This is a genomic window from Edwardsiella sp. A.80236 (assembly GCF_044540725.1).
GTDB classification, from domain to species: domain Bacteria; phylum Pseudomonadota; class Gammaproteobacteria; order Enterobacterales; family Enterobacteriaceae; genus Edwardsiella; species Edwardsiella tarda.
The window spans coordinates 66428-92296 of the sequence record NZ_JBIUCY010000011.1; the positions used below are offsets into that span (position 1 = coordinate 66428).

A 25869-nucleotide genomic window follows, 5' to 3' on the forward strand; every position below is an offset into this window, starting at 1 on the left:
TTACTCCTGTGTTGCCCACCGATAGACGCCGTTAGCTCGTGTCGGCGGGCAGGGCAGCTCAAATACAGAACAGAAAATCATGTCGCCAAGTGAATACGCTCGCGAGGTCGCTAAACGGCGCACCTTCGCTATCATCTCGCACCCCGATGCCGGTAAAACGACCATCACCGAAAAAGTGTTGCTGTTCGGACAGGCGATTCAGGTCGCCGGGACCGTCAAGGGCCGAGGATCGAGCCAGCATGCCAAGTCTGACTGGATGGAGATGGAGAAGCAGCGCGGGATCTCGATTACCACCTCCGTGATGCAGTTTCCGTATCACAACTGCCTGGTGAATCTGTTGGACACCCCGGGGCACGAAGACTTCTCCGAAGATACCTACCGTACCCTGACGGCGGTGGACTGTTGCCTGATGGTGATCGATGCCGCCAAGGGCGTCGAGGATCGTACGCGTAAGCTGATGGAGGTCACGCGTCTGCGTGATACGCCGATCCTGACGTTTATGAACAAACTCGACCGCGACATCCGCGATCCGATGGAGTTGCTGGATGAGGTGGAGAACGAGCTGAAGATCGCCTGTGCGCCGATCACTTGGCCAATCGGCTGCGGTAAGCTGTTTAAGGGGGTCTACCATCTGTATAAGAATGAGACCTACCTGTATCAGAGCGGTAAGGGACATACCATCCAAGAAGTCCGGGTAATTAAGGGATTGGATAACCCGCAGTTGGACGAGGCGGTGGGCGACGATCTGGCGGCGCAGTTGCGCGAAGAGCTGGAGTTGGTGCAGGGCGCCTCGACCGAGTTCGAACAGGAGGCCTTCCTCAACGGTCAACTGACCCCGGTCTTCTTCGGGACCGCGCTGGGTAACTTCGGTGTGGATCATATGTTGGATGGCCTGGTTGCCTGGGCCCCCGCTCCGATGCCGCGGATGACCGATGTGCGCGAAGTCAGCGCCGACGAAGAGAAGTTCAGCGGCTTCGTATTTAAGATCCAGGCCAACATGGATCCTAAGCATCGCGACCGTGTGGCCTTTATGCGCGTGGTCTCCGGGCGTTACGACAAGGGGATGAAGCTGCGCCAGGTGCGTACCGGTAAGGATGTGGTGATCTCTGATGCGTTGACCTTTATGGCCGGCGACCGTGCCCATGTGGAAGAGGCCTACCCGGGCGATATCATTGGCCTGCATAACCATGGCACCATTCAGATCGGCGACACCTTCACCCAGGGTGAAGAGATGAAGTTCACCGGTATTCCTAACTTTGCGCCGGAGCTGTTCCGCCGTATTCGCTTGCGCGATCCGCTTAAGCAGAAGCAGTTGCTGAAGGGGCTGGTGCAGCTCTCCGAAGAGGGGGCAGTACAGGTCTTCCGTCCGCTCACCAATAACGATCTGATCGTCGGCGCGGTCGGTGTGCTGCAGTTCGATGTGGTGGTGGCACGCCTGAAGAGCGAGTACAACGTCGAGGCGATCTATGAGTCGGTCAACGTGTCTACCGCCCGCTGGGTCGAGTGCGACGACGCCAAGAAATTCGATGACTTCCAGCGTAAGAACGAGCAAAACCTGGCACTGGATGGCGGCGATAACCTGGCCTACATTGCGCCGACCATGGTCAACCTCAACCTGACACGGGAGCGCTACCCCGAGGTGCGTTTCCGCCAGACGCGCGAACATTGATCGTTTCGCCGCTAGGCGAACGCTTAATGCATACAACGGGCCGTCAGGCCCGTTGTGCTATGCGCGATGACACGGTGTTAGCCAAAGCGGACAGAATATGAATATTTCCTCGCCTGGCTGGACTTATTCCGTCTCCTTATCCAAGGTATGCTTAACGGATGGATGTAGTGTGTGCCTACGTGGGTACATGCGTTCCGTTCGATCGTGTCGTGATGAGGTGCAACGTGGGATACCGAATACCTATTACCCTGGGAAATATTGAACCCTTAGCTTATAAGCCTTATCGCCCGGGGAAGATCGCCCTCGTCTGCGAGGGGGGCGGTCAACGGGGCATTTTCACCGCGGGTGTCTTGGATGAGTTTCTGCGTGCGCGTTTCAACCCCTTCGATCTCTATCTGGGGACCTCCGCCGGCGCACAGAACCTGTCCGCCTTTGTCTGCGGTCAGCCCGGTTATGCCCGGCGAGTGATCACCCGCTATACCACCCGCATCGATTTCTTCAACCCATTGCGTTTTGTACGCGGTGGGCATCTGATCGATCTCGATTGGCTGGTGGATCGAACCCATCACGACATGCCATTGGCCTTTGAGCGGGCCGAACGCATGCTGGGCCAGCAGCGCCAGTTTTACATGGTCGCCAGTCGCAGCGACGACTTTCGCGCGACCTACTTTCCAGCGCGGCGTGACGATTGGTTGCAGGTGATCAAAGCCAGTAGCGCCATTCCCGGTTTCTATCGCAGTGGCGTGGAGTTGGACGGAGAGACTTACCAGGATGGCGGCATCAGCGATGCCATTCCGGTACGTGAAGCTTACCGTCTGGGGGCGGATACCATTGTGGTGGTGCGTACCGTGCCGTCGCAGATGTTCTATACCCCCCGCTGGGTCAAGCGGATGGAATCGCTGCTTAGCGAGAGCAGCCTACAGCAGATGGTGCGTATGATGCAGTACCACGAGAAGAGCTACCGTCGTACACAGCGCTTTATCGAACAGCCACCGGGTCACTTGCGTATCTTTGAGATCTATCCGCCCAAGCCCTTGGCGAGCCATGCGCTGGGTAGTACGGTGGCGGCGTTGAATACCGACTACCATTTGGGGCGGCGCTGTGCCCGTTATTTTCTGGCGGCGGTCGGCCATTGGTTGCTGCCGCGTGAGTTGCCGGCCCATGCCCATGGCCCGGTGCGACAGACGCCGGCTGCGGTTCCGTCTGCGGTGTATGCGCCGCGAGTGGAAGTATCGGCATGACGTTGCCCTGCCTGATCGATACGCACTGTCACTTCGACTTCGCCCCCTTCTGCGGTGATGTGTCGGCGAGTCTGCAACGAGCCCGTGCGGCGGGTGTGCAGGCGATCATCGTGCCCAGCGTCGCCGCCGATCGTTTCGCTCAGGTGCTGGCGCTGGCCCATGCTCACCCGATGCTGTATGCCGCCTTGGGACTTCATCCCTTATATGTCGAGCAGCACTGCGATGAGGATGTGGCGCGCTTGGAGCTGGCGTTGGCGCAGCGCGATCCGGCGATCGTCGCCGTGGGCGAGATCGGGTTAGATCATTATGATCCGGTGCAGCAACCGGCACGCCAGTTAGCGCTGCTGCAGGAGCAGCTCAGCTTAGCCCAACGCTATGAACTACCGGTGATCCTACACTCGCGTCGTAGCCACGACCTGTTGGCGCAGACACTGCGCCGTCGCCCATTGGCGCGAACTGGTGTAGTGCATGGCTTTTCCGGTAGCCTCTCCCAGGCCGAGGCCTTCGTCCGGCTTGGTTATGCCATCGGGGTCGGCGGCACCATCAGCTATGAGCGGGCGAAGAAGACGCGTGCCGTGATGGCGACCTTGCCGTTGCATGCCTTGGTATTGGAGACCGATGCCCCGGACATGCCGTTGGCGGGTTTCCAGGGCCAAGCCAACCGTCCTGAACAACTGGCGCGTGTCTTTGCAGCCCTCTGCCAGTTGCGCCCAGAGTCTCCCGAGGCGATCGCCGAGGCGTTGTATCGTAATACGCAACGGTTATTCAGCTTGCCGTCACGCGCCTGACCGGTTCTCATTCATCAGCGGATAGCCGCTGAGGTCATCTCCCTCCTTAATTTTGCAGATTTTTTGCACACGCAAACGAGTAAATGATGTGATATGCATCACCTTTTAACAATTTAACTTGCTTCAAGTTGTATAAATTTGTGAGCAATGCGCGCAAATAACCGCATAGCCCCGCTATAATCCGCCCGCCGGCGATGGACCCCCTCCTGTTTTTTGCCTGGCACCAGGAGACGGCTTGCGCCATTGGGCGTGTAAGCCTTTTATCAAAGACTCACACAACAGGGATAATAACCATGCAACTTTTAATGGGTGTGGTGGGAATGGTCTCGCTGATCTTACTCGGCGTGCTGCTTTCCAATAACCGCCGCGCTATTCGAGTGCGCACCGTGGCGGGTGCCTTTGCGGTTCAGGTGTGCCTCGGCGCCTTCGTGTTGTACGTGCCGGCAGGGCGCGACATGTTGGGGGCGATGTCTAGCGGCGTAGCAAACGTTATCGCCTATGGCAACCAAGGTATTTCCTTCATGTTCGGCGGGTTAGTGTCCGACAAGATGTTCGAAATGTTCGGTGGCGGTGGCTTCGTCTTTGCCCTGCGCGTCTTGCCCGTTATCGTCTTCTTCTCCTCGCTGATCGCGGTGTTGTACTACCTGGGCATCATGCAGTTGGTGATCCGTATCCTGGGCGGTGCGTTGCACAAGTTGCTGGGGACTTCTCGTACCGAGTCACTGTCGGCGACGGCCAACATCTTCGTCGGCCAGACCGAGGCACCGTTGGTGGTGCGTCCCTATGTCGCGACCATGACGCAATCCGAATTGTTCGCGGTGATGTGTGGGGGGTTAGCCTCCGTCGCCGGTTCGGTACTCGCCGGTTATGCGCAGATGGGGGTACCGCTGGAGTACCTGATCGCGGCCTCCTTCATGGCGGCGCCGGGTGGCCTGTTGTTCGCTAAGCTGATCGTGCCGGAAACCGAGCAGACCCATGACCGTGAGGATGCCAGTGCGCTGGTGGCTGCCGAAGATCGTCCGGCTAACGTGATCGATGCTGCGGCCTCGGGTGCGGCGTCCGGTTTGCAGTTGGCGTTGAACGTCGGCGCAATGTTGTTGGCCTTTATCGCCTTGATCGCCTTGCTGAATGGCATGTTAGGGGGGATCGGTGCATGGTTTAACTACCCGCAGCTCTCTATGGAGCTGATCCTGGGGTGGCTATTCTCCCCGCTCGCCTTCCTGATTGGTGTTCCGTGGAGCGAGGCACAGGTTGCCGGCTCTTTCATCGGCCAGAAGCTGATCGTTAATGAGTTTGTGGCCTATATGAATTTCGGCGAATACTTAAAGCCGGATGCGGATGTCGCGGCGGCAGGCCTGCAGGTACTGTCGACGCATACCAAGGCGATCATCTCTTTTGCCCTGTGTGGCTTCGCTAACCTCTCCTCGGTCGCGATCCTGTTGGGTGGGCTAGGTAGCATGGCACCGAAGCGTCGCCATGACATCGCGCGTTTCGGCCTGCGCGCCGTGGCGGCCGGTACCCTCTCTAACCTGATGAGCGCGACCATCGCCGGTTTCTTCCTGGCGTTGTAAGTCGCGTCTTGACGGACAAAACCACCCCGGCCCACGGTCGGGGTGGTTTTTTTATAGATACAGCGCCGGGCGGATCACGCGTGTCACACCACGAACGGCTAACGCCTCGGCTAGCCGCTCAATCGCTTCCCGATCGGCTCGGCGCCACGCCGCCGCCGGGCCATAGACGCCGTGGGGGTGAAAGGCATTTAGGCGTACGGGGACTTCACCGAGCGTCAGGATGAACTCGGCTAGCGCGTCACAGTGGTCGAGGTAGTCGCTGTACTGTGGGATAACCAATAGACGTAATTCCGCTAGGCGATGTTGCTGGGCTAGCCAGCGGATGCTCTGCAGGATGCGCCGATTGCCGCGCCCGGTCAGCCAACGATGTCGCTCGTCTCTCCACGCTTTCAGATCGACCATGACGCCATCACACCAAGGGAGTAGTCGCGCCCAACCACTCTCTGCCAATTCACCATTGCTGTCGACCAGGCAATTGAGCCTTTGCAGCAGTGGATCTTGCCGAATCGCCTGGAATAACGCCTGCAGAAAGGGTAACTGCAGCGTCGCCTCACCGCCACTCACGGTGAGACCATTGATGAATGGCGCTTGGCGGCGTAACTGTAGCAAGACCTCCTCGACACTCAGGGAGAAAGCCATCGGACTGGCTTGGTGCGGGCAACGTTGCAGGCAGGTGTCGCACTGCTGGCAGCGAGACGCATCCCAGACCACCCGCCCGTCACACAGACTGAGGGCCTGGTGTGGACACGTCGCGATGCAGAGGCCGCAGTGATTACAATGGCCGATGGTGTAAGGATTGTGGCAGCTGCGACAACGCAGGTTACAGCCCTGTAGAAACAGCACCAAACGACTACCCGGCCCATCGACGCAGGAGAAGGGCAGGAGCTTATTGACTAAAGCGCATCTGCTGCTCATGGCTGATCACCCGTGCGCGTCGTTCCAACATGCCGCTATTACGAGCAGCCTCCTCAGCCAGCCAAGTGGTATTCAGGCGTGACCCCTCGCGCTGAAAACGCTCCAGGTCGGATTTTCGCACCATATAGCCCGTGACGCGTACCAATTCGCTACCCGCAACGTTGGCAGTGAACTCACGCATCCCGACGGAAAAGGCGCCCAGGCAGAGTTGCATCAGTGCCTGGGGATTACTTTGCACGGTGGGATCCAGCGTCAGGATATCGCTGATGCCGGCGGGGTAATAGGCATGATGCGGGGCGACAGTCAGCAGGTGGCTGACGGGATCCGGTTCTTGACCGTAGGGCAGGCGAGCTCCGGGGGTGGTACCGCGATCGCTGCTGATGCCCGATTGAGCATGCAGTAGGGCATGCTGCCGCCAGGCGTGGCGCAGGGGTGTCGTCTCGACAAAATCCGCGAGCCAGGCGCTGATGCGGTAAGCCAAGGCATTGGCCTGCGCATCTTGGCCATAGTGCAGCGCCGTTCCCGCCTGCTGAGTAAGGATCTCGACCGCCTCGGCGAGGGCGAAGATACCGAACATCGGCACGAAACGTGCCGGATCGATCAGCCCCTCTCGTACCAGGAAACTCTGGCTAAAGAAGTGAGAGCATTCGAACAGGAAGTCGGCGCGCGCGTTGAGGATGGCGATTTGCCGTTGGCAGTAATCGGGCAGGGTGCGTTGAAAGAAGTCCTCTTCCCCTTGGCTACGTAGCGCGACCTCTTTTAGGTTCAGGCGCACCAGCGTACTGCCGCCCCCAGCCAGTGGCAGTGAATTATAACAACTGACGATGCCATAGCCGCCCGCTGTGAAGATCTTATCATGTAGCGCGGCATTGGCGATGTGTGGCTTGGCGCAGTGACAGATGTTCTCGATGGCGTGTTGTAGACAGGCGTTGGAGGTGAGGTCGGGATGGTAGAGGAGCGTTAGATTGGGCGTGACCTGCGCGAGCTCGGCGTCGACGCGTAAGAAGAGGCGTGTTAACAGGTTATCCGACGGCCCCAGGTTGGCATGCATAAAGGCATCGGGAAAAGTGCGATCCAGATAACGCCAAAATCGTTTTATACGGATATATAATTCGTTTTCTGTTAAAATTCCAACATACGGTAGTAATAGTTGATCTAAATGCCCCAAAAATACCGGCATGGATGTGACGGATGGGACATGGTGATACAGAATAACCAGCATGGCGAGGGCGTCATCGAAGTCTTGCGCCGGTTCGAGCTCCAGCCAAGTCGAGCCTTGAGCGAGGAAACGGGCGTAGTCCGGCAACACGTAACGTGGCTTGTAGGGGGCATGGCCTTCAAACATGTCACAGATGACGCCTTCCTCCAACGCCTGCCGAGCATCGTCGGGCAGGGGTGGATAGGGCAGGTGATTTTCCGCCTCCAGCGCTAAGAAGTGGCGCTTCTGTTCGGGAGAGAGGTGGGGATCGCAGGCGATGGCCATGCCGCGTTGGCGTAGTGTGCTATCGATGATCTCAGACATAGTTGCAACCGTTAATGATGGTGATGGCAACCAGATTACGAATAAGTGGGCAGGAGAGGATTGATCCGCCTCGCAGCTGACTGAGTTTATGGATCACCAGGATAATAATTGCGAGCTATTTGTGATCGCCATCGCATATGTATCGATAATGTTGCATTTGGATTTTCATCTAATGTGACATTGAACACAAATATGACGGAGGTTTTGTGTTCAAATCATCACACCAGAAGGGCTTTGTGCGGTGAGAAGGATCTCAGTGTCATCCGGCGCATCCGGGTGTCTCTTCAGGGAACCAAGTCCGCTCGCCAACGTGTGGGATAACTTGACGGTGTAAGCCGTTAGCACCTCCGTCCCCGTTTTTTTTGATTGAACCGGCATGGGCCGCGTTCAGCCAGTTGGAGAGTATTATGACCGAGTTACAAACTGCCGCTCAGCGCGCACTGCGCCTGATGGATCTCACTACCCTGAATGACAACGATACCGATGAGAAGGTGATCGCGCTGTGTCATCAGGCCAAAAGCCCGGCGGGCACCACTGCCGCGGTATGTATTTACCCTCGCTTCATTCCGATCGCGCGTAAGACCCTGCGTGAACAAGGAACGCCTGAAGTCCGCATCGCGACGGTGACCAACTTCCCACACGGCAATGATGATATCGAAATCGCGCTGGCGGAAACCCGTGCGGCGATCGCCTATGGCGCCGACGAAGTGGATGTGGTCTTCCCGTATCGTGCATTCATGGCGGGGAATGAGCAGGTGGGCTTCGATCTGGTGAAAGCCTGTAAAGAGGCCTGTGCCGCGGCTAACGTACTGCTGAAAGTGATCATCGAAACCGGTGAGCTGAAAGAAGAAGCCCTGATCCGCAAGGCCTCAGAAATCTCTATCAAGGCCGGCGCCGACTTTATCAAGACCTCGACGGGTAAGGTACCGGTCAATGCGACCCTGGAGAGCGCGGAGATCATGATGAGCGTGATCCGTGACATGGGTGTGGCACAGAGCGTCGGCTTCAAGCCTGCCGGTGGCGTGCGTACGGCGGAAGATGCCGCACAATACCTGGCACTCGCCGATCGTCTGTTGGGTGAGGGCTGGGCCGATAGCCGCCATTTCCGCTTCGGTGCCTCTAGCCTGCTGGCCAGCTTGCTACAGACCTTGGGTTATGACGCCAAGGGTACCGGTAGCAGCTACTGATGCCCATTCAGGCCGCTGCGGCGGCCTGATCACGATGAACAGCCTTTACCTCTGAGGGATCGCGTAGACGATCCCACTCTAACAATCGGCTTAACAGGGGGTTACCTTGTTTCTAGCACAAGAAATTATTCGTAAAAAGCGCGACGGCCACGCATTGAGCGAGGAGGAGATCCGCTTCTTCGTCAATGGTATCCGGGATAACACCGTTTCGGAAGGGCAGATCGCCGCGCTGGCGATGACCATCTTTTTTCATGATATGACGATGGCGGAGCGTGTCGCCTTGACCATGGCGATGCGTGACTCAGGGAGCGTGTTGGATTGGCGCGCACTGCATCTGAATGGCCCGATCGTCGATAAGCATTCGACGGGGGGAGTGGGTGACGTTACCTCACTGATGCTGGGGCCGATGGTCGCGGCCTGCGGCGGTTATGTGCCGATGATCTCCGGGCGTGGCTTGGGACATACTGGCGGTACGCTGGATAAGCTAGAATCTATACCAGGCTTCGATATCTTCCCGGACGATAGTCGTTTCCGTAGCATTATTGCTGATGTCGGCGTCGCGATTATCGGGCAGACTACCTCACTGGCACCGGCAGATAAGCGTTTCTATGCGACGCGCGATATCACGGCCACCGTGGACTCCATTCCGCTGATCACCGCCTCGATTTTGGCGAAGAAACTGGCGGAAGGGTTGGATGCCTTGGTGATGGATGTGAAGGTCGGCTCTGGCGCCTTCATGCCGACTTTCGAGCTATCTGCCGCGTTGGCCGAGGCTATCGTTGGGGTGGCTAATGGGGCTGGCTGCCGTACGACGGCGTTGCTGACCGACATGAACCAGGTGCTGGCTTCCAGCGCAGGTAATGCGTTGGAGGTGCGTGAAGCGGTACAGTTCCTGACGGGCGAAGCCCGTAACCCGCGCCTGTTCGAGGTGACCATGGCGCTGTGTGTCGAGATGTTGATCTCCGGTAAGTTAGCCGCCGATCAGGATGAGGCTCGCAGTAAGCTGCAGGCAGTCCTGGATAATGGCAAGGCGGCCGAGGTCTTCGGGCGCATGGTGGCCGCACAGGGGGGTCCGCTTGACTTCGTTGAGCATTATGACCGCTATCTGCCGCAGGCCGTGTTGAGTAAGCCGGTATTTGCGGAACAAACTGGTATTATCACGGCGATGGATACTCGGGCGCTGGGAATGTCCGTCGTCGGTCTGGGTGGCGGTCGTCGCCAGGCCAGCGATAGCATTGATTACAGCGTGGGGCTGACTGAGATGGTTCGCCTGGGCGATAAGGTAGACGCGCAGCGTCCGTTGGCCGTGGTGCATGCTCGCGATGAGACGAGCTGGCAACAGGCCGCCGAGGCGGTGCGGGCGGCGGTGACGCTGGGCGAACATGCGCCTGAAGCGACGCCGGTGGTGTATCGCCGTATCACCCAGTAGAGGTTAAGCCAATAGCAAACCGAGTCTGATGATTTTGGCCCGTTCGTGCGTCTCGAGACGCCGGGCGGGCGCTTGGCGCGTAAGCGCGGGAGAGTAAGATGAAACGTGCATTTATCATGGTTCTGGATTCCTTTGGCATTGGTGCGGCCAAGGATGCGCAACGCTTTGGTGACGAAGGGGCCGATACCCTGGGACACATCGCCAGTGCGTGCGCTCGCGGTGAGGCTGACATCGGGCGTAAAGGACCGCTGCATCTGCCCAACCTGTGCCGTCTGGGGCTGGGCAAAGCTGCCCAAGAGTCCACCGGACGCTTCCCTGAGGGGTTAGACGAAAACGCGGAGATCATCGGCGCTTATGGTTATGCCAACGAGCTCTCCTCCGGTAAAGATACGCCGTCAGGCCATTGGGAAATCGCGGGCGTGCCGGTGCTGTTCGATTGGGGTTACTTCCACGAGCATCAGAACAGCTTCCCGCAGGCACTGCTGGATACCTTGGTTGAGCGCGCTAACCTGCCGGGCTACCTGGGTAACTGCCACGCCTCTGGCACCGTGATCCTCGATGAGCTGGGCGAGGAGCACATGCGTAGCGGCAAGCCGATTTTCTATACTTCTGCCGACTCGGTATTCCAGATTGCCTGCCATGAAGAGACATTCGGGCTGGAAAGACTGTATGAATTGTGCGAGATTGCGCGCGATGAGCTGACCAAAGGTGGCTATAACATCGGGCGCGTCATCGCGCGGCCGTTTATCGGTGATAAACCTGGTCAGTTCCAGCGTACCGGTAACCGTCACGATTTGGCGGTAGAGCCGCCGGCACCGACCATGCTGAAGAAGCTGGTGGATGAGAAGCAGGGCGAGGTGGTCTCCATCGGTAAGATCGCCGACATCTATGCCAATGTGGGTATCACCAAGAAGGTGAAGGCGACCGGCATCGATGCGCTGTTCGACGCGACCTTACAGGAGATGCGTCAGGCGGGGGACGATACCATCGTCTTCACCAACTTCGTCGACTTTGACTCCTCCTACGGCCACCGTCGCGATGTCGCCGGTTATGCCGCGGCGCTGGAGCTATTCGACCGTCGCCTGCCGGAGATGTTGGCGCTGGTGCAGCCGGATGACATTCTGATCCTGACCGCCGACCACGGTTGCGATCCGACCTGGCACGGCAGCGATCATACACGTGAGCATATTCCGGTACTGGTTTACGGCCCGAAGGTCAAACCGGGCTCCCTCGGTGAGCGTGATACGTTTGCCGATATTGGCCAGACGGTGGCTCAGTATTTCGGTCTGTCGCCGATGGCTTACGGTAAACCGATGTTTTAATTATTAACGCCACCCCCTGTTGGGTGGCGTTTTCCCGTCTATTGCGTTCAAGAGAAGGATTAAACTTATGGCTACGCCGCACATTAATGCTGAAATGGGTGATTTCGCCGACGTCGTTTTGATGCCGGGCGATCCGCTACGGGCGAAACATATCGCAGAAACCTTTTTGCAGGATGTTCGCCAGGTAAACAACGTCCGCGGTATGCTGGGCTTTACCGGGACCTATAAGGGGCGCAAGATCTCTGTGATGGGCCACGGCATGGGGATCCCCTCCTGCTCCATCTATGCCAAAGAGCTGATCACCGACTTCGGTGTGAAGAAAATCATCCGTGTGGGCTCCTGTGGCGCGGTACGCATGGACGTTAAGCTGCGCGACGTCGTGATCGGTATGGGCGCCTGCACCGACTCTAAGGTGAACCGCCTGCGCTTTAAAGACCAGGACTTTGCCGCCATCGCTGACTTTGACATGGTGCGTAATGCCGCTGATGCCGCCAAGGCGAAGGGCATCGATGTGCGCGTCGGTAACCTGTTCTCCGCCGATCTGTTCTACTCCCCGGATCCGACGATGTTCGACGTGATGGAGAAGTACGGCATCCTGGGTGTCGAGATGGAAGCGGCGGGGATTTACGGCGTGGCCGCCGAGTTTGGTGCTAAGGCGCTGACTATCTGTACCGTATCCGACCATATCCGTACCCACGAGCAGACCAGTTCTGCCGAGCGTCAGACGACCTTCAACGACATGATCGAGATCGCGTTGGAATCCGTTCTGCTGGGCGATAAAGAACAAGCATAAGACGCTTGTCGGTGATAAATCCTGTATTAAGGGGCCGTATGGCCCCTTTTTTATTGACCGTTTTAAACGGCTAGCGTGAGCGCTAGTTTTTTATATCTTTCGCAATGATAGGTCATACCGCATAGATTGTGTCGTGTCGGCGCTTGCCTCTTTTCCCTATCCTTATTATGTTTAATAGCGTGACTAAATGTTAATAAAACGTGGGGAAGAGAGATGCGGAAGACAGTATTGGCCTTGGCGGGCTTGGCGATGATGGCGAGCAGCGCATGGGTTCAGGCAGCGAGCTTGAGCGAAGACATGGACAGCATTAACCTGAATTACCGTCAGGCGCAGCAAGCCACGACGGCGCAGGATTTTAAACAGGCGTTGACGGCGATGCGTAGCGCCGCCGAGGCCGCTAAGAGCGAGACACCGCCTAAGTTGCAGGGGCAGGCGGCCGATAGCGCAGAGATGAAAGATTATCGCCATGGCTTGGATATCTTGATCGGTCAGATCGATAAGGCCGAGAAACTGGCGGATGCCGGCCAGTTGGATCAAGCCAAGAGCGAGGCGCAACAGATGTTGCAAACTCGCAATACCTACCATAAAAAGTATCGTTAAGCCTGATGCGTTGGGATGCGGTCGTCCGCCTGACGCACTGGAGCGTGGCTCTGGGCTTCCTGCTTAATCGTCTGTATCTGACGGTCCCTGGTAGCCTTTGGCATCGGGGTATCGGGTTGACGGTGGCAGGGCTGGTGCTGTTACGCTTGCTGTGGGGCGTGACATTCGCACGCGGCCCCGCGCGCCTATCGGCCTTCATCCCAACGCCGCACAACCTGATACAGCATTTACGCGAGCTGCGTAGTCGAACGGTGCCGCAGACCCTGCACCATAATCCGTTAGGCGCCATCGGCATCTGGCTAACGTGGTTGCTACTGTTGTCTATTGCCTTGACGGGCTGGGGGCAGGGGAGCGCGTTGGCTTGGCGCTGGCCGCTAGACCTGTGGCATCTCTGGTTAATCGAGGCGTTGACGGCGGTGGTCTGCGTGCATGTCCTGGCGGTGATCGCCATGTCAGTCTGGCTACGTCGTAATCTGATCGCCGCCATGTTGCCGGGGCGTCGGCGCGGGCTGGATGAATGAGGTCGGCCAGCCGTTTCCGGCTGGCCGCGCTTATCGGTGTAACTCACCGGCCGCTTCGGGCTGATACAGCAACGCCAAGACTTCGATATGCGTCTGGCTGCCGTTGGGTAAGTGCCAACGGATAGCGTCGCCGACGCGTAGGCCGAGTAGTGCCGCACCGATCGGCGCCATCACCGACAGGCCATCCTCTGCGTCGTTCGGTAGATGGGGATAGATCAGAGTACGAACATGTTCTTCGTTACTGCTTAAATCGCGGAAGCGCACCCGGCTGTTCATGGTGACGACATCGGTCGGCATGGCTTCAGGTGCCAGCAACTGTGCGCGATCAAGCTCTTCATTTAATGCCTGGGCGATGGGTTGGTTAGCGAACTCTGGGCGTTCTAATAGCCTGTCGAGGCGTTCCGCGTCCAATTCATTGATGATAATCGCAGGTCGGGACATGATTCTCTCCATGATGTGACGCAGCGTTGCGTCCAGTCTCGTCACAAAATAAAACCCTCACCGTCCCGGCATGGGCGGTGAGGGTCGTACCTTGACGATCATAGTAAGCTCACTCAGGGTTTTAAAGAGAGCGAGCTCACAAATCGGCGAGTGATCACCTGCCAGACGGCAGAAGATTATTCTTCGTCGAAGCCGGCGTTAAAGAGGGAGACAACCGCCTCCAACGCCTGCTGTTCATCCGCACCCGAGGCTTGGATTTCGATCTGGCCGCCTTGTGCCGAGTCCAGCATCAGTAATGCGATGACGCTGTTGGCCTCGGCCTCGACGCCATTTTCATTACGCAGGGTGACGGTGGCATCGAACTCTTGCACCAGCTCGAATAGTTTCATCGCCGGGCGGGCGTGCATCCCCAGACGGTTCTTGATTTCGACAGTTTGTCTCACGCTCATGGCCGGCCTATTTGCGTTTCTCTAGTGTACGATGGCGTGACTGCACGTTCTTGCCGCGCGAGCGGAAGTAGTCGGCCAGTTGCTCGGCGACATAGACCGAGCGATGCTTGCCGCCGGTACAGCCGATGGCGACGGTTAGGTAGCTACGGTTGTTGTTCTCCAGCGCCGGCAGCCACTGCTCTAAATAGCTGCGGGTCTGATAGATGAAATTATGCACCTCGGTGTGGCGGTCGAGGAAAGCCGCCACCGGTTTATCCAGGCCGGTCATCGGGCGTAGCTTGGGATCCCAGTGTGGATTCGGTAGGAAACGCACGTCGAAGACATAGTCGGCATCGATGGGAATACCGTGCTTGAAGCCGAAGGATTCAAACACCATCGTCAGCTCACGCTCGCGTTTACCCAGCAGCCGGGCACGTAGCATTTCTGCCAGCTCATGCACCGACATCTCCGAAGTATCGATGATCAGATCGGCGCGTGAGCGCAGAGGCTCCAGCAGCTCGTTCTCCTGATCGATGGCGTACTCCAGTGACAGATTCTTACTTGATAATGGATGTAGGCGTCGGGTATCGCTGTAACGGCGGATTAATGTGTTGCGATCGGCGTCGAGAAATAGCAACTGGGGAGAGAAGCTCTCAGGCAGATTGTTCATCGCCTTATCCAGCACTTCCGGTGACTCAGGCATGTTACGCACGTCGATACTAACCGCCGCCGAGGTTTCACGGGTAGCCAGCGTACGCGCCAGATCGGGCAGTAGCTCGACCGGTAGATTATCGACGCAGTAAAATCCCATATCCTCCAAGGCACGTAAGGCCACGGATTTCCCTGAGCCGGAACGGCCGCTGACAATCATCAGCACCATATGACTACTCCCCTGTTGTTGTTATTACCTGGCTCGTTATCACCTGCCTGTGATTCATACTATCAAGCTCGGATGGCCAGAGATAGCATGGCATCCGCCAGGTCGGATCACTCGGTGATGATCTGGTATAGCTCGTCATCGCTTTGCGCCGCACGTAGGCGACGACACACGCTCTTATCCGCCAGTTTCTGCGCCATCAGAGAGAGTGTCTGCAGATGGGTTTTACACTGATCGGCCGGTACCAGAAGCGCGAATAACAGATCGACGGGCTGATTATCGATGGCGTCGAAGTTGATGGGTTGATCGAGGTGGATAAAGACGGCGATGGCTCGCAGGGTATCCTCCTCAAGCTTGCCATGGGGAATGGCGATCCCATTGCCGATCCCGGTGCTCCCCATGCGTTCTCGTGTCAGAATGGCGTCGAACACCACCTGAGTCGGCAGGTTGAGTTGGGCGGCAGCCAGTTCGCTGATGATCTCCAGCACACGTTTCTTGCTGGCACAGTGGACGGCGTTGCGTGTGCATTCCGGAGTCAGCACGACGCTTAAAGGCATAGTTAAGTCATTACTCATGGTGTTTTTTCAAAAAAGCTGCTGTGTGCCTCGACCCTTGCCTTAAAGGCTTAAACGGCCTGTCCCGGAGGGCAGGCCGTCGGTCGCTAGGCTGGCATGCCAGCCTGAAGGCAGTGTTAATGTTGTTTTAGTTTATCTTTATGTTTATTCAACTGGCGCGCCAGTTTATCTATCAGCACATCAATGGCGGCATACATGTCTTCCTGCTCGGCGGAGGCGTGCAGCTCGCCACCATTGATAAACACCGTCGCTTCGGCGATGTGATCGACCTTTTCAATACTGAGGGTGACGTTGACCTGATTGATCCGGTCAAAATACTGCTCAAGTTTGGCAAATTTCTCGCTAACAAACTGACGAATAGCGTCAGTAATTTCAAGATGGTGTCCAGTAATATTGAGCTGCATCATGTCTTCCTTCTCGGTTAGTCACACCAGCTGTTTACGCTGATTGGACGGTGGAATGGACAAAGACTCTCGGTATTTTGCGACAGTACGCCGGGCGACCATGATACCCTGATCTGCCAATAGAGTGGTAAGTTTGCTATCACTCAGCGGCTTCGCCGGATTTTCTGCCGCGATCAGTTTCTTCACCAGCGCCCGGATGGCAGTGGAGGAGGCCTCGCCGCCGTCCTCGGTGCTGACATGGCTGGAGAAGAAATATTTCAGTTCAAAGATTCCGCGCGGGCTGTGCAGAAACTTCTGCGTAGTCACGCGTGAGATCGTCGACTCGTGCATTTCGACTTGCTGAGCGATATCTGCCAGCACCATCGGCTTCATCGCCTCCGGCCCGTGCTCGAAGAACGCTTGCTGCTGCTCTACGATGCAACGCGATACCTTCAGCAGGGTATCGTTACGGCTCTCTAGGCTCTTGATCAGCCACTTCGCTTCTTGCAGATTGCTACGAATGAACTGGCTGTCGCTATCGTTACGCGCCTGAGTGCCCAGCGCGGCGTAATGTTGATTGATACGCAGGCGCGGGACGCTGTCCTGATTGAGCTCAACCACCCAGCGTTCCTGATGTTTATGCACCAGCACGTCGGGGATGACATAGTCAGACTCGCCGGTATTGATGGAGAGTCCTGGCCGCGGGTCGAGGCTCTGGATCAGTTGCATCGCCGCCTTGAGCACCTCTTCTTTTAGCTTAGTCGAACGCATCAGATTTCGGAAATCGTGATTACCCAACAGATCGAGGTGGCGATCGACGATGCTACGAGCCTCGTTGAGATAGGGCGTGTCGTCGGCGAATTGCGAGAGCTGGACCAGTAGGCAGTCGCGCAGATCACGCGCGGCGACACCGACCGGATCAAAACGTTGGATGCGCTTGAGGACGGCCTCGATCTCTTCCGGTAGGACGCGATCGTCCCCTAGACTCTCGAGGATCTCCTCCAACGAGGCGCTGAGATAGCCGGTATCGTCGACGGCATCGACGATGGCGGTCGCGATGGCCAGATCGGTATCACTGAAGGGGGTCAGTTCGACCTGCCACATCAGATAGTCCTGCAGCGTTTGGGTCGTCTCTCCCTGAAACACGGGTAACTCGTCGTCATGATAATCCGTTCCCGTGCCTGAGGGGGTGCCAGCGGTATAGATCTCGTCCCAGCTGGCATCCAGCGGCAGCTCGTCCGGCATCTCACGTTGCTCCAACGCCTCGCGGCTATCCAGTGGATCGGCATCATCGCGTGTGACGACATCCTCCTGTGTATTCTCGCGAACGACGCCGTCGTCGCCGGCTTCCTCATTGGGATCCAGTTGTTCCAGCAGAGGATTGCTTTCCAACGCCTGCTGGATTTCTTGCTGTAACTCCAGCGTCGAGAGCTGCAACAGGCGAATGGCCTGTTGCAGTTGGGGCGTCATGGCCAACTGCTGGCTGAGTCTGAGTTGCAAGCCTTGCTTCATAATCGCGCGTTCTGTTCCTTGATTGCAGACAGTGGTGGCCGGAGGGAGACGCGGGGGCCTCCTGCGGCGAGAATGTAAAGAGCCGCAACGCCCCGACACCCGCGTATCCGCCAGGTGTCGTGCCCGTTACAAGCGGAACTCTTCACCCAGATAGACGCGTTTCACCTGTTCGTTTTCCAGAATCTCATTGGGGGAGCCATGGGCGATTAAGTTACCCTGGCTGACGATATAGGCACGCTCACACACGTCCAGCGTTTCGCGCACGTTATGGTCAGTGATCAGCACGCCCAACCCACGATCGCGCAGGTGTTCGATGATCTTCTTGATGTCGATGACCGAGATCGGGTCGACCCCAGCAAAGGGTTCGTCTAGCAAAATAAACTTAGGATTGGCCGCCAGCGCGCGGGCGATCTCCACACGACGCCGTTCACCGCCAGAGAGTGATTGCCCGAGATTCTCACGCAGATGGGCGATGTGGAACTCTTCCAACAACTCATCGGCGCGATCGGCGCGCTGATTGGCATCCAGATCGTCGCGGATCTCCAACACGGCCATCAGGTTATCATAGACGCTGAGGCGGCGGAAAATCGAGGCCTCCTGCGGTAGATAGCCGATGCCGCGTCGGGCGCGGGCATGCAATGGCAGTAGACTGATATCCTCGTCGTCGATGATGATGTTACCCGCATCGCGCGGTACGATCCCGACCACCATATAGAAGGTGGTGGTCTTGCCGGCACCGTTCGGACCGAGCAGACCGACGATCTCGCCGGAGTTAACCGTCAGACTGACGTTTTCTACCACCCGACGCCCTTTATAGGATTTGGCCAGGTTTTGCGCAATTAATCGTGCCATAACGAATCAGTTACTCTTCTTCTGGGGGGCCGGTTTAGCGGTGCCCTTATCCTGCAATTGCGACGGCAGCAGGACGGTGGTCACACGCTTGCCCTTGTCGCTGAAGGCCTCCATCTGCTGCTGTTTCACCAGATAGGTAATACGGTCGCCCTCGATATTGCTGTCGAGTTGCGTCAGGACGGCATTGCCGGTCAGGATGACATAGTCTTTCGCCAGTTCATAGCGCAGCTTCTGGCTGTGACCTTCGACGGGCTTGCCGTTGTCCTGCATCTGGTAGAAGGTTACCGGATTACCATAGGCCTCGACGATCTCTTTACCTTGCTCGCCGTTAGGTCGGGTGACGACCACTTTGTCGGCGGTGATCTTAATGGTGCCTTGGGTGACGATGACATCGCCGGTAAAGGTGGCGACATTCCCCTGCATATCCAATGACTGCTGCATGGAGTTGATGTGGATCGGCTGATCGGTATCGCCGGTGACGGCCAATGCCGAGGCGCTGGCCGTTAACAGCGAGGCGGCAAGGATCAGATCACGCAGTTTAAGGGTGCTTGCTTTGAATTTCATAATAGGTGTTTACCTTGTCAATCAACCGTGCCGTTTTATCCCGCATGTTGCCGCGCATCTTCAATCCATGAGAGGTGAAATTACTGCCGTACAGGGTTACTTCATCATCCGAACTTATGTCCTGAGTCACCAGATTAACCTGGGCATTATCGGTGGTGATCCGTTCCAGTTGCGAGGTCGGGGTCAAACTATTGACCTCTACATTACCGTAGAGATACAGCATATTATCTTTGGTCAGCTTCGCGCGATCGGCGCGTACCGACCAGGTGGCGACCGCTTGGGGATCGAAGGTGGTCAATACTGGCCGGGTGAACCACGTCACCCCCTGCTCGCTGTAATGTTGTACATCCTGGGCGACCAACTTATAGCTCAGCTTACCGCTGGGATCATAGACCACAGTCAGTGTATGTTGGCTTTGATAGGTCGGTTGCGAGGGATCGCTGACCGAGGGCGCATCGCTGGGCGTGTTATCGGCCATATTCCAGCCGATCAACGCCAACGCGATGAGGGTCAACAGGGCGATGAGCCAGCGTTTACTTCGACTCATATCGACAACCCCTGGGCCTGATCCAGGCGCCCCTGCGCGTGCAGGATCAGATCACACAGCTCGCGCACGGCACCGCGTCCACCGGCGATACGGGTCGTATAGTGCGCACGCGGTGGAAGGAGTGGGTGCGCATCGGCGACGGCGACGGCGAGGCCGACACGTGCCATGACCGGCCAATCGATCAGGTCGTCACCAATATAGGCGGCCTGATCCGGCGTGAGCTGCAGATCGGCGAGGATGCGCTCAAAGGCAATGAGTTTATTCGATTGCCCTTGATACAGATGGTTGATGCCCAGCGTCGCGGCACGGTCGGCGACCAATTGGGAACGGCGCCCGGTGATGATGGCCACATTGATACCCTGGGTCACCAGGCAGCGAATGCCATAACCATCGCGCACATTGAACGCCTTAAGCTCTTCGCCCTGGTTGCCCATATAGATCAGCCCGTCGGACAGCACACCGTCCACGTCGCAGATCAGGAGACGGACCTGAGCGGCGCGCGCCATGACATCGGCGGAAACCGGCCCATAGCAGGTGGCAATCGGGGTGGTAGTGTGTGGCATGAAAGCTCCGTTTGTTCAGACTACGCCGGCGCGCAGCATATCATGCATATGCACCACGCCAAGCAGTTGATCGTTTTCCGCGACCAGCAACGAGGTAATATGGCGATCTTGCATCAGATTGAGGGCTTCGACAGCCAGTGCCGTCGGCCGGATGCGGATTCCACCGCGGGTCATCACATCGGCAATCTTGGCGTCATTCAGGTTGATTCCCATGTCGAATATACGGCGCAGGTCGCCATCGGTAAAGATCCCCTCGATATGGGCATCGGGACCACAGATTACCGTTAAGCCGAGATTCTTGCGGGTGATCTCCAGCAGCGCGTCACGTAGGGACGCCGCCGGATTGACGGTCGGTACCTCATCACCGCTGTGCATGATATCGCTGACACGTAGGAGTAACTTGCGTCCCAGTGCGCCGCCGGGGTGTGACATAGCGAAGTCTTCCGCGGTGAAGCCGCGCGCTTGTAATAACGCCACGGCGAGCGCATCGCCCATCACCAGCGTCGCGGTGGTGCTGGTGGTCGGCGCTAGCCCCAGCGGACAGGCCTCTTGCGGCACACGGATACACAGGTGGATGTCGGCCGCCCGTCCCATGGCGCTCTCTGGGTTGTTGGTCATGCAGATCAGGGTGACATTTTGTCGTTTCAGCACCGGGATCAGGGCCTGGATCTCTTGAGACTCTCCCGAGTTGGAGATGGCCAATACGACATCGCGTGCTTCCACCATGCCCAGATCGCCATGACTGGCCTCGCCAGGATGGACGAAAAAGGATGAGGTACCGGTGCTGGCCAGTGTGGCCGCTATCTTGCGACCAATATGACCGGATTTACCCATCCCCATCACGACCACCTTGCCGCGACAGCGGAGCATGGCCTCACAGGCTTGGACAAAGTCTTGGTTAATGAAGTGATCCAGTTGCGCGAGTCCTTCACGCTCGATACGCAGGACTTCTTTACCCGCCTGCTGGAAATCAAAACCCGGCTGAAACTCCGTATGTGACATTTTGTTTTCTCACGTCTGGCAAAACCACTGACTCGGCGGACTCTGCCGGGAGTCAATCCCAATAAAATATCAGCGAAGGCTGCGTATACAGCAGCACGACATAGGCGATGAAACCGCCTAGCAACAGTGCGCCAGCCGGACGGCCGATGCTGTGCCGGCGGCGTAGGCACAATAGCGCCAGTATCAGGGTGACCGCTAACATGGTCCAGTAGTCACGCCCGAAGGCGGCGCCATCGATCTGCGTGTCGTGTGAGCCGATCAACGCAGGTATACCCAATACCATTAGAATATTACAGGTATTGGAACCGATGATATTACCCAAAACAATGTCTTGCTCACCTTTTATCGCACCGGCTACGGCTGTCGCCAGTTCTGGCAGGCTGGTACCGATGGCAATCACCGTCAGGCCGATGGTCAGCTCACTGACGCCAAGATAACGCGCCAATACGCTGGCGTTATCGATCACCATGCGTGAGGCGAGCGGTAGAATGATCACGCCAAGCGCCATCCATAACAGGGCAACCGGTAAACTGGTGCCGCGTGGGAGTTCGGCGATCTGTTCGCGGGCGTAACTGTCCCCCTCTCCAGACATTGCCTGATGCGCTATTTTAAGCATCATCCATAAGAATGCGGCGAAAAAGGTCACTAAAATAACACCATCAATGCGATTAAGCTGATTGTCATACAGTAAAAAACCGCACAATATAGTGGCCCCCAGAGTAAGGGGTAGTTCACGGCGTATGAGGGTAGAACGCACGGAAAGCGGGCGGATCAAGGCTGCACAGCCAAGAATGAGCAAGATATTGGCGATGTTCGACCCCAGAACGTTGCCGACGGCCGTGTCGATCTGATTGTGCATTACGGCACTCAGCGAGACGGTTAATTCGGGTAAGGATGTCCCTATGCTGACGATGGTCATGCCGATGACCAGCGGAGCTACACCTAACGCATGCGCGACGGCTGCCGCGCCATATACCACGCGGTCTGCGCCATAAACTAAGAGTAGTAAGCCGATGAGCAGTAGCAAGGTGGCGAGCAGCATGCTGAATCCTTGAGTAGAGTAAGTCCGGACGTCGGTGTCCGGTCCGGCTAAACGAAACGGACGAAAGGCTGCTAGCAGCCCGCCGATGCCGCTAACAGTAAGCGATACGCTTAATTTTGACGGTAGGCGGGATAAAAGTAAAACTTATGCTGCCCTAAGGCTGGAGTTTGGCCCGATGCGTGCCAAATTGACGAAAAAATAGCACTAATCGCCGAGAAAAAGCATTGGATTATGTTTTGCTTGGGTTAGCTAACCTATAACCAGGAATCATTGTGGATGAATCATCAGGAAAATAATCTGGTGGATATCCGCGGGATGAGTTTTAGCCGCGGAAATCGCCCGATTTTTACCGACATCAATCTCACCGTTCCGCGAGGCAAGGTGACGGCCATCATGGGGCCGTCGGGGATCGGTAAGACCACCTTGCTGCGCCTGATCGCTGGCCAGCTACGCCCCGATTGCGGGGATATCTGGTTCGATGGCGAGAATATTCCAGCGCTCTCCCGTCGCCAATTGTTTGCGGCACGTAAGAAAATGAGCATGCTGTTTCAGTCTGGCGCGCTATTTACCGACCTCAGTGTCTTCGATAATGTGGCCTTTCCCTTGCGTGAGCATACCCGCTTGCCGGAGACGCTGTTACGTACCGTCGTGCTGATGAAGTTGGAGGCCGTGGGCCTACGCGGCGCCGCCGATCTGATGCCGTCCGAACTCTCCGGTGGGATGGCGCGTCGTGCCGCCTTGGCGCGCGCCATCGCACTCGATCCGCAGATGATCTTGTTCGATGAACCGTTCGTCGGTCAGGATCCGATCACCATGGGGGTGCTGGTTAAGCTGATCGATGAGCTTAACCATGCCCTAGGAATCACTTGCGTGGTGGTCTCACACGATGTCCCCGAGGTGCTGAGCATCGCGGATCAGGCTTATATCGTGGCCGATCAACGGGTGATTGCTCATGGCGATCGCCAGGCACTGCGCGATAATCAGGATGCGCGGGTACGCCAATTCCTCGATGGTATCGCCGATGGGCCGGTGCCTTTCCGTTACCCAGCGGGTGACTACCGCCGGGCCTTGTTGTCTTCAGGAGAGAGCGCCTCACATGTTGCTTAATGGACTGGCGTCGTTAGGACGCCGCGGGATCAATGTCTGTGCCGCCTTTGGCCGTGCCGGCTTGATGCTGTTTAGCGCGCTGGTTGGCCGCCCAGAGCCAGCCAAGCAATGGCCGCTGCTGCGCCGTCAGCTGTATAGCGTGGGGGTGCAGTCGCTGTTGATCATCATGGTGTCCGGATTGTTTATCGGCATGGTGCTGGGGTTACAGGGATATCTGGTGCTGACCACCTACAGCGCGGAGGCCAGTCTGGGGATGATGGTCGCGCTGTCGCTGCTGCGTGAGTTGGGGCCGGTGGTCACCGCCTTGCTGTTCGCCGGGCGCGCCGGATCGGCGCTGACGGCCGAGATTGGCTTGATGAAGGCGACGGAGCAGCTTTCTAGTCTAGAGATGATGGCGGTCGATCCTCTGCGGCGTGTCGTGGCGCCTCGCTTCTGGGCGGGGGTGATCAGCATGCCGTTGCTGACGGTGATCTTTGTCGCCATCGGTATCTGGGGTGGCTCGGTCGTCGGTGTCGATTGGAAAGGCATCGACGCGGGCTTCTTCTGGTCGGCGATGCAGGGGGCGGTGGATTACCGTACCGATCTGTTGAACTGCCTGATTAAGAGCCTGGTGTTCGCCATCACGGTGATGTGGATCGCCTTATTTAACGGCTATGATGCCATCCCCACCTCCGCCGGGATTAGCCGTGCGACGACGCGCACCGTTGTCCACTCTTCACTGGCGGTTCTGGGGTTAGATTTTGTGCTGACGGCACTGATGTTTGGGAATTGAGACGATGCAAACGAAAAAAACTGAAATCTGGGTCGGCCTGTTTATGTTGATCGCCCTGTGTGCCGCGGTATTCCTTTGCCTACAAGTGGCCAACGTGAAGTCACTGGGCAATGAGCCGACCTATCGCCTGTATGCGACCTTCGATAATGTCGGTGGCCTTAAGGCGCGCTCACCGGTGAAGATCGGTGGGGTGGTGATCGGGCGCGTCGCGAACATCTCGTTGGATCCGCAGACCTATCTGCCGAAGGTAGCGATGGACATCGATACGCGTTACAACCATATTCCGGACACCAGCTCGTTGGCGATCCGGACCTCAGGCTTGCTGGGGGAGCAGTTCCTGGCGCTCAACGTCGGCTTCGAAGATCCGGAGATGGGGACGGCTATCCTGAAGGATGGCGGTACCATCCAGGACACCAAGTCCGCCATGGTGTTGGAGGATCTGATCGGTCAGTTCTTGTATAAGAGCGGCGGCGACGAGAAGAATAATGCCGCTGATCAATCACAGCCGGCGGCGAGTGCGCCGGTGTCTGTCGCCCATTAATCACGACGAGGAAGTCTGTTATGTTAAAACGTATTGTGATGGCCGCGTTGTTGTGCGTGACGCCTTGGTTCGCCGCTCAGGCCGCTAGCACGCCGACGCTAGATCAAAGTAACCCCTATACACTGATGAATCAGGCCGCGGCGCGTACCTTTACGCGCTTAAAAGATGAGCAGCCTCGCATCAAGCAGGATCCCAACTACCTGCGTACCATCGTGCGCGAAGAGCTGATGCCCTATGTTCAGGTCAAATATGCCGGCGCCCTGGTGCTGGGACAGTATTATCGTAGCGCCACGCCGGCGCAGCGCGATGCCTACTTCAAGGCGTTTCAAAGCTACTTGGAGCAGGTGTATGGTCAGGCGTTAGCGCTGTATCATGGCCAGCACTACGAGGTGGCGCCGGAGCGCCCGCTGGGGGATGCTACCATCGTCACCATTCGCGTCACCATCCTGGATAATCAAGGTCGTCCGCCGGTGCGCCTCGATTTCCAATGGCGTAAGAACAGCCAGACCGGCCATTGGCAGGCATTCGACATGATCGCGGAAGGGGTGAGCATGATCACCACTAAGCAGAATGAGTGGGCGGCCCTGTTACGCGAGAAAGGCGTGGATGGCCTGACGCAGCAACTGATCACGTCGGCCAAGCAACCCATCACCTTGGACAGTAAGCAGTGATGCAGCAAGATGCGTTGCGTTGGCAGCGCGATGGCACGATCCTGCGCCTGCACGGCGAGTTGGTGTGTGACGCGTTAGGGGAGTTTTGGCGCCAGCGCCAAGCCCTGTTTCAGGGGATTAACTGCCTGGATATCAGTGGGGTGACGCGGGTGGACTCGGCGGGGTTAGCGCTGCTGCTGCATGTGCAGAATCTCTGCCCGGGAACTCCGCTCCCCCTGCGTGGCGTCAGTGATCGCCTGCATACGTTGATCGCCTTATACAACCTACATGAGATCGTGTTGTGTGAGAGTGATGTTAGCTAACGCTAGGTAATCACAGGTAATAGTGACGAAGCCCCCGACACCGGCGTGAATGGGGGCTTTTCACTATTTCAGCCGGCGTAAGTTTCCTCTAATATGTACCCCCTAAACGCTGCCTATCGATAGGCTGGATAA

Annotated in this window: 29 protein-coding genes; 15 read left to right on the plus strand and 14 right to left on the minus strand. The window is 57.4% G+C overall.

Going from position 1 to position 25869, the window contains the following annotated elements; all coding sequences use genetic code 11:
• Window positions 1-79: 79 nt before the first annotated feature.
• The 4 genes from prfC (at window position 80) to ACEQFP_RS10810 (ending at window position 5269) form a co-directional block, all read left to right on the plus strand.
• Window positions 80-1669 carry a peptide chain release factor 3 gene (prfC, locus tag ACEQFP_RS10795; RefSeq protein ID WP_035600572.1) on the plus strand — a complete coding sequence of 530 codons (1590 nt, stop codon included), beginning with the start codon at window positions 80-82 and terminating at the stop codon, window positions 1667-1669.
• A 224-nt stretch (window positions 1670-1893) separates the two neighbouring features.
• Window positions 1894-2910 (plus strand): patatin family protein, encoded by a 1017-nt coding sequence (locus ACEQFP_RS10800; RefSeq protein WP_035600570.1) that lies wholly within the window; start codon window positions 1894-1896, stop codon window positions 2908-2910.
• The gene (locus tag ACEQFP_RS10805) at window positions 2907-3698 is read left to right on the plus strand and encodes a metal-dependent hydrolase (RefSeq protein ID WP_005281685.1); all 792 of its coding nucleotides are present in this window, start codon (window positions 2907-2909) and stop codon (window positions 3696-3698) included. The genes ACEQFP_RS10800 and ACEQFP_RS10805 overlap by 4 nt, the downstream gene beginning before the upstream one ends.
• A gap of 305 nt (window positions 3699-4003) precedes the next feature.
• The gene (locus tag ACEQFP_RS10810) at window positions 4004-5269 is read left to right on the plus strand and encodes a NupC/NupG family nucleoside CNT transporter (protein WP_172953290.1); all 1266 of its coding nucleotides are present in this window, start codon (window positions 4004-4006) and stop codon (window positions 5267-5269) included.
• 51 nt (window positions 5270-5320) lie between these two features.
• Here the strand turns inward: ACEQFP_RS10810 and ACEQFP_RS10815 are convergent, their stop codons facing one another.
• On the minus strand, window positions 5321-6184 hold the full coding sequence (locus ACEQFP_RS10815; RefSeq protein ID WP_005295777.1) for a YjjW family glycine radical enzyme activase: 864 nt from the start codon (window positions 6182-6184) through the stop codon (window positions 5321-5323).
• Window positions 6156-7706: a YjjI family glycine radical enzyme gene (locus ACEQFP_RS10820; RefSeq protein ID WP_035597421.1), complete on the minus strand. Its 1551-nt coding sequence runs from the start codon at window positions 7704-7706 to the stop codon at window positions 6156-6158. Before ACEQFP_RS10820 ends, ACEQFP_RS10815 begins: the two co-directional genes overlap by 29 nt.
• A 407-nt stretch (window positions 7707-8113) precedes the next feature.
• On the opposite strand from ACEQFP_RS10820, the gene deoC reads away from it, so the two are divergent.
• The 6 genes from deoC to ACEQFP_RS10850 all read left to right on the plus strand — a co-directional run bounded on the left by deoC (window position 8114) and on the right by ACEQFP_RS10850 (window position 13558).
• Window positions 8114-8893, plus strand: a complete 780-nt coding sequence (gene deoC / locus ACEQFP_RS10825) for a deoxyribose-phosphate aldolase (protein ID WP_005295773.1) — start codon at window positions 8114-8116, stop codon at window positions 8891-8893.
• A gap of 106 nt (window positions 8894-8999) precedes the next feature.
• Window positions 9000-10322, plus strand: coding sequence for a thymidine phosphorylase (gene deoA / locus ACEQFP_RS10830; protein ID WP_005281690.1), 1323 nt, complete (start codon window positions 9000-9002; stop codon window positions 10320-10322).
• A gap of 98 nt (window positions 10323-10420) precedes the next feature.
• Window positions 10421-11644 (plus strand): phosphopentomutase, encoded by a 1224-nt coding sequence (gene deoB, locus ACEQFP_RS10835; protein WP_005281691.1) that lies wholly within the window; start codon window positions 10421-10423, stop codon window positions 11642-11644.
• A gap of 67 nt (window positions 11645-11711) precedes the next feature.
• Window positions 11712-12437: a purine-nucleoside phosphorylase gene (deoD, locus tag ACEQFP_RS10840; protein ID WP_005281692.1), complete on the plus strand. Its 726-nt coding sequence runs from the start codon at window positions 11712-11714 to the stop codon at window positions 12435-12437.
• A gap of 213 nt (window positions 12438-12650) precedes the next feature.
• Window positions 12651-13037, plus strand: a complete 387-nt coding sequence (cybC, locus tag ACEQFP_RS10845) for a cytochrome b562 (protein WP_005291336.1) — start codon at window positions 12651-12653, stop codon at window positions 13035-13037.
• 5 nt (window positions 13038-13042) lie between these two features.
• Complete coding sequence (locus ACEQFP_RS10850; RefSeq protein WP_370546991.1) at window positions 13043-13558, plus strand: cytochrome b/b6 domain-containing protein; 516 nt, start codon at window positions 13043-13045, stop codon at window positions 13556-13558.
• A gap of 30 nt (window positions 13559-13588) precedes the next feature.
• On the opposite strand, the gene rnk is transcribed toward ACEQFP_RS10850, so the two are convergent.
• From rnk to ACEQFP_RS10910, 12 genes are all read right to left on the minus strand, one after another.
• The gene (gene rnk / locus ACEQFP_RS10855) at window positions 13589-13999 is read right to left on the minus strand and encodes a nucleoside diphosphate kinase regulator (RefSeq protein WP_035597411.1); all 411 of its coding nucleotides are present in this window, start codon (window positions 13997-13999) and stop codon (window positions 13589-13591) included.
• Between the two features lie 176 nt (window positions 14000-14175).
• The gene (gene npr / locus ACEQFP_RS10860; RefSeq protein WP_005281695.1) at window positions 14176-14448 is read right to left on the minus strand and encodes a PTS phosphocarrier protein NPr; all 273 of its coding nucleotides are present in this window, start codon (window positions 14446-14448) and stop codon (window positions 14176-14178) included.
• Between the two features lie 7 nt (window positions 14449-14455).
• A complete protein-coding gene (rapZ, locus tag ACEQFP_RS10865; RefSeq protein WP_005281696.1) occupies window positions 14456-15307 on the minus strand; it encodes an RNase adapter RapZ in 852 nt (283 codons plus the stop codon).
• Window positions 15308-15414: 107 nt separating this feature from the next.
• Window positions 15415-15879, minus strand: a complete 465-nt coding sequence (gene ptsN, locus ACEQFP_RS10870; RefSeq protein WP_005281697.1) for a PTS IIA-like nitrogen regulatory protein PtsN — start codon at window positions 15877-15879, stop codon at window positions 15415-15417.
• A 116-nt stretch (window positions 15880-15995) separates the two neighbouring features.
• Window positions 15996-16283 carry a ribosome hibernation promoting factor gene (hpf, locus tag ACEQFP_RS10875; RefSeq protein WP_024524583.1) on the minus strand — a complete coding sequence of 96 codons (288 nt, stop codon included), beginning with the start codon at window positions 16281-16283 and terminating at the stop codon, window positions 15996-15998.
• Window positions 16284-16304: 21 nt separating this feature from the next.
• Window positions 16305-17774: an RNA polymerase factor sigma-54 gene (gene rpoN, locus ACEQFP_RS10880; protein ID WP_005281701.1), complete on the minus strand. Its 1470-nt coding sequence runs from the start codon at window positions 17772-17774 to the stop codon at window positions 16305-16307.
• Window positions 17775-17900: 126 nt separating this feature from the next.
• Entirely contained in the window at window positions 17901-18626 is a 726-nt protein-coding gene (gene lptB / locus ACEQFP_RS10885) for an LPS export ABC transporter ATP-binding protein (RefSeq protein ID WP_370546990.1), read from the minus strand.
• Between the two features lie 6 nt (window positions 18627-18632).
• Window positions 18633-19190 (minus strand): lipopolysaccharide ABC transporter substrate-binding protein LptA, encoded by a 558-nt coding sequence (lptA, locus tag ACEQFP_RS10890; RefSeq protein WP_005281704.1) that lies wholly within the window; start codon window positions 19188-19190, stop codon window positions 18633-18635.
• Complete coding sequence (gene lptC / locus ACEQFP_RS10895) at window positions 19165-19737, minus strand: LPS export ABC transporter periplasmic protein LptC (RefSeq protein ID WP_005281705.1); 573 nt, start codon at window positions 19735-19737, stop codon at window positions 19165-19167. The genes lptA and lptC overlap by 26 nt, the downstream gene beginning before the upstream one ends.
• Window positions 19734-20300: a 3-deoxy-manno-octulosonate-8-phosphatase KdsC gene (kdsC, locus tag ACEQFP_RS10900; protein WP_005297337.1), complete on the minus strand. Its 567-nt coding sequence runs from the start codon at window positions 20298-20300 to the stop codon at window positions 19734-19736. The genes lptC and kdsC overlap by 4 nt, the downstream gene beginning before the upstream one ends.
• Window positions 20301-20315: 15 nt before the next feature.
• Window positions 20316-21302 (minus strand): arabinose-5-phosphate isomerase KdsD, encoded by a 987-nt coding sequence (gene kdsD, locus ACEQFP_RS10905; protein ID WP_005281707.1) that lies wholly within the window; start codon window positions 21300-21302, stop codon window positions 20316-20318.
• A gap of 52 nt (window positions 21303-21354) precedes the next feature.
• On the minus strand, window positions 21355-22344 hold the full coding sequence (locus tag ACEQFP_RS10910; RefSeq protein ID WP_005281708.1) for a calcium/sodium antiporter: 990 nt from the start codon (window positions 22342-22344) through the stop codon (window positions 21355-21357).
• Between the two features lie 276 nt (window positions 22345-22620).
• On the opposite strand from ACEQFP_RS10910, the gene mlaF reads away from it, so the two are divergent.
• Genes mlaF through mlaB form a run of 5 tightly spaced genes read left to right on the plus strand, consistent with a single transcriptional unit; the run spans window position 22621 to window position 25737 of the window.
• Window positions 22621-23451, plus strand: a complete 831-nt coding sequence (mlaF, locus tag ACEQFP_RS10915) for a phospholipid ABC transporter ATP-binding protein MlaF (RefSeq protein WP_370546989.1) — start codon at window positions 22621-22623, stop codon at window positions 23449-23451.
• On the plus strand, window positions 23441-24223 hold the full coding sequence (gene mlaE, locus ACEQFP_RS10920; protein WP_005281710.1) for a lipid asymmetry maintenance ABC transporter permease subunit MlaE: 783 nt from the start codon (window positions 23441-23443) through the stop codon (window positions 24221-24223). The genes mlaF and mlaE overlap by 11 nt, the downstream gene beginning before the upstream one ends.
• Before the next feature lie 4 nt (window positions 24224-24227).
• Window positions 24228-24764, plus strand: a complete 537-nt coding sequence (gene mlaD / locus ACEQFP_RS10925) for an outer membrane lipid asymmetry maintenance protein MlaD (RefSeq protein ID WP_047060474.1) — start codon at window positions 24228-24230, stop codon at window positions 24762-24764.
• A gap of 20 nt (window positions 24765-24784) precedes the next feature.
• Window positions 24785-25435, plus strand: a complete 651-nt coding sequence (gene mlaC, locus ACEQFP_RS10930) for a phospholipid-binding protein MlaC (protein ID WP_005281715.1) — start codon at window positions 24785-24787, stop codon at window positions 25433-25435.
• On the plus strand, window positions 25435-25737 hold the full coding sequence (mlaB, locus tag ACEQFP_RS10935) for a lipid asymmetry maintenance protein MlaB (RefSeq protein ID WP_005281717.1): 303 nt from the start codon (window positions 25435-25437) through the stop codon (window positions 25735-25737). The genes mlaC and mlaB overlap by 1 nt, the downstream gene beginning before the upstream one ends.
• The last annotated feature ends 132 nt before the right edge of the window (window positions 25738-25869 follow it).

Coding starts and splice junctions, on each gene's coding strand:
- prfC (WP_035600572.1), top strand. CDS start 80: ATGTCGCCAAGTGAATACGCTCGCGAGGTCGCTAAACGGCGCACCTTC.
- ACEQFP_RS10805 (WP_005281685.1), top strand. CDS start 2,907: ATGACGTTGCCCTGCCTGATCGATACGCACTGTCACTTCGACTTCGCC.
- ACEQFP_RS10810 (WP_172953290.1), top strand. CDS start 4,004: ATGGGTGTGGTGGGAATGGTCTCGCTGATCTTACTCGGCGTGCTGCTT.
- ACEQFP_RS10815 (WP_005295777.1), bottom strand. CDS start 6,184: ATGAGCAGCAGATGCGCTTTAGTCAATAAGCTCCTGCCCTTCTCCTGC.
- ACEQFP_RS10820 (WP_035597421.1), bottom strand. CDS start 7,706: ATGTCTGAGATCATCGATAGCACACTACGCCAACGCGGCATGGCCATC.
- deoC (WP_005295773.1), top strand. CDS start 8,114: ATGACCGAGTTACAAACTGCCGCTCAGCGCGCACTGCGCCTGATGGAT.
- deoB (WP_005281691.1), top strand. CDS start 10,421: ATGAAACGTGCATTTATCATGGTTCTGGATTCCTTTGGCATTGGTGCG.
- deoD (WP_005281692.1), top strand. CDS start 11,712: ATGGCTACGCCGCACATTAATGCTGAAATGGGTGATTTCGCCGACGTC.
- cybC (WP_005291336.1), top strand. CDS start 12,651: ATGCGGAAGACAGTATTGGCCTTGGCGGGCTTGGCGATGATGGCGAGC.
- ACEQFP_RS10850 (WP_370546991.1), top strand. CDS start 13,043: ATGCGTTGGGATGCGGTCGTCCGCCTGACGCACTGGAGCGTGGCTCTG.
- rnk (WP_035597411.1), bottom strand. CDS start 13,999: ATGTCCCGACCTGCGATTATCATCAATGAATTGGACGCGGAACGCCTC.
- npr (WP_005281695.1), bottom strand. CDS start 14,448: ATGAGCGTGAGACAAACTGTCGAAATCAAGAACCGTCTGGGGATGCAC.
- rapZ (WP_005281696.1), bottom strand. CDS start 15,307: ATGGTGCTGATGATTGTCAGCGGCCGTTCCGGCTCAGGGAAATCCGTG.
- ptsN (WP_005281697.1), bottom strand. CDS start 15,879: ATGAGTAATGACTTAACTATGCCTTTAAGCGTCGTGCTGACTCCGGAA.
- hpf (WP_024524583.1), bottom strand. CDS start 16,283: ATGCAGCTCAATATTACTGGACACCATCTTGAAATTACTGACGCTATT.
- rpoN (WP_005281701.1), bottom strand. CDS start 17,774: ATGAAGCAAGGCTTGCAACTCAGACTCAGCCAGCAGTTGGCCATGACG.
- lptB (WP_370546990.1), bottom strand. CDS start 18,626: ATGGCACGATTAATTGCGCAAAACCTGGCCAAATCCTATAAAGGGCGT.
- lptA (WP_005281704.1), bottom strand. CDS start 19,190: ATGAAATTCAAAGCAAGCACCCTTAAACTGCGTGATCTGATCCTTGCC.
- lptC (WP_005281705.1), bottom strand. CDS start 19,737: ATGAGTCGAAGTAAACGCTGGCTCATCGCCCTGTTGACCCTCATCGCG.
- kdsC (WP_005297337.1), bottom strand. CDS start 20,300: ATGCCACACACTACCACCCCGATTGCCACCTGCTATGGGCCGGTTTCC.
- kdsD (WP_005281707.1), bottom strand. CDS start 21,302: ATGTCACATACGGAGTTTCAGCCGGGTTTTGATTTCCAGCAGGCGGGT.
- ACEQFP_RS10910 (WP_005281708.1), bottom strand. CDS start 22,344: ATGCTGCTCGCCACCTTGCTACTGCTCATCGGCTTACTACTCTTAGTT.
- mlaF (WP_370546989.1), top strand. CDS start 22,621: ATGAATCATCAGGAAAATAATCTGGTGGATATCCGCGGGATGAGTTTT.
- mlaE (WP_005281710.1), top strand. CDS start 23,441: ATGTTGCTTAATGGACTGGCGTCGTTAGGACGCCGCGGGATCAATGTC.
- mlaD (WP_047060474.1), top strand. CDS start 24,228: ATGCAAACGAAAAAAACTGAAATCTGGGTCGGCCTGTTTATGTTGATC.
- mlaC (WP_005281715.1), top strand. CDS start 24,785: ATGTTAAAACGTATTGTGATGGCCGCGTTGTTGTGCGTGACGCCTTGG.
- mlaB (WP_005281717.1), top strand. CDS start 25,435: ATGCAGCAAGATGCGTTGCGTTGGCAGCGCGATGGCACGATCCTGCGC.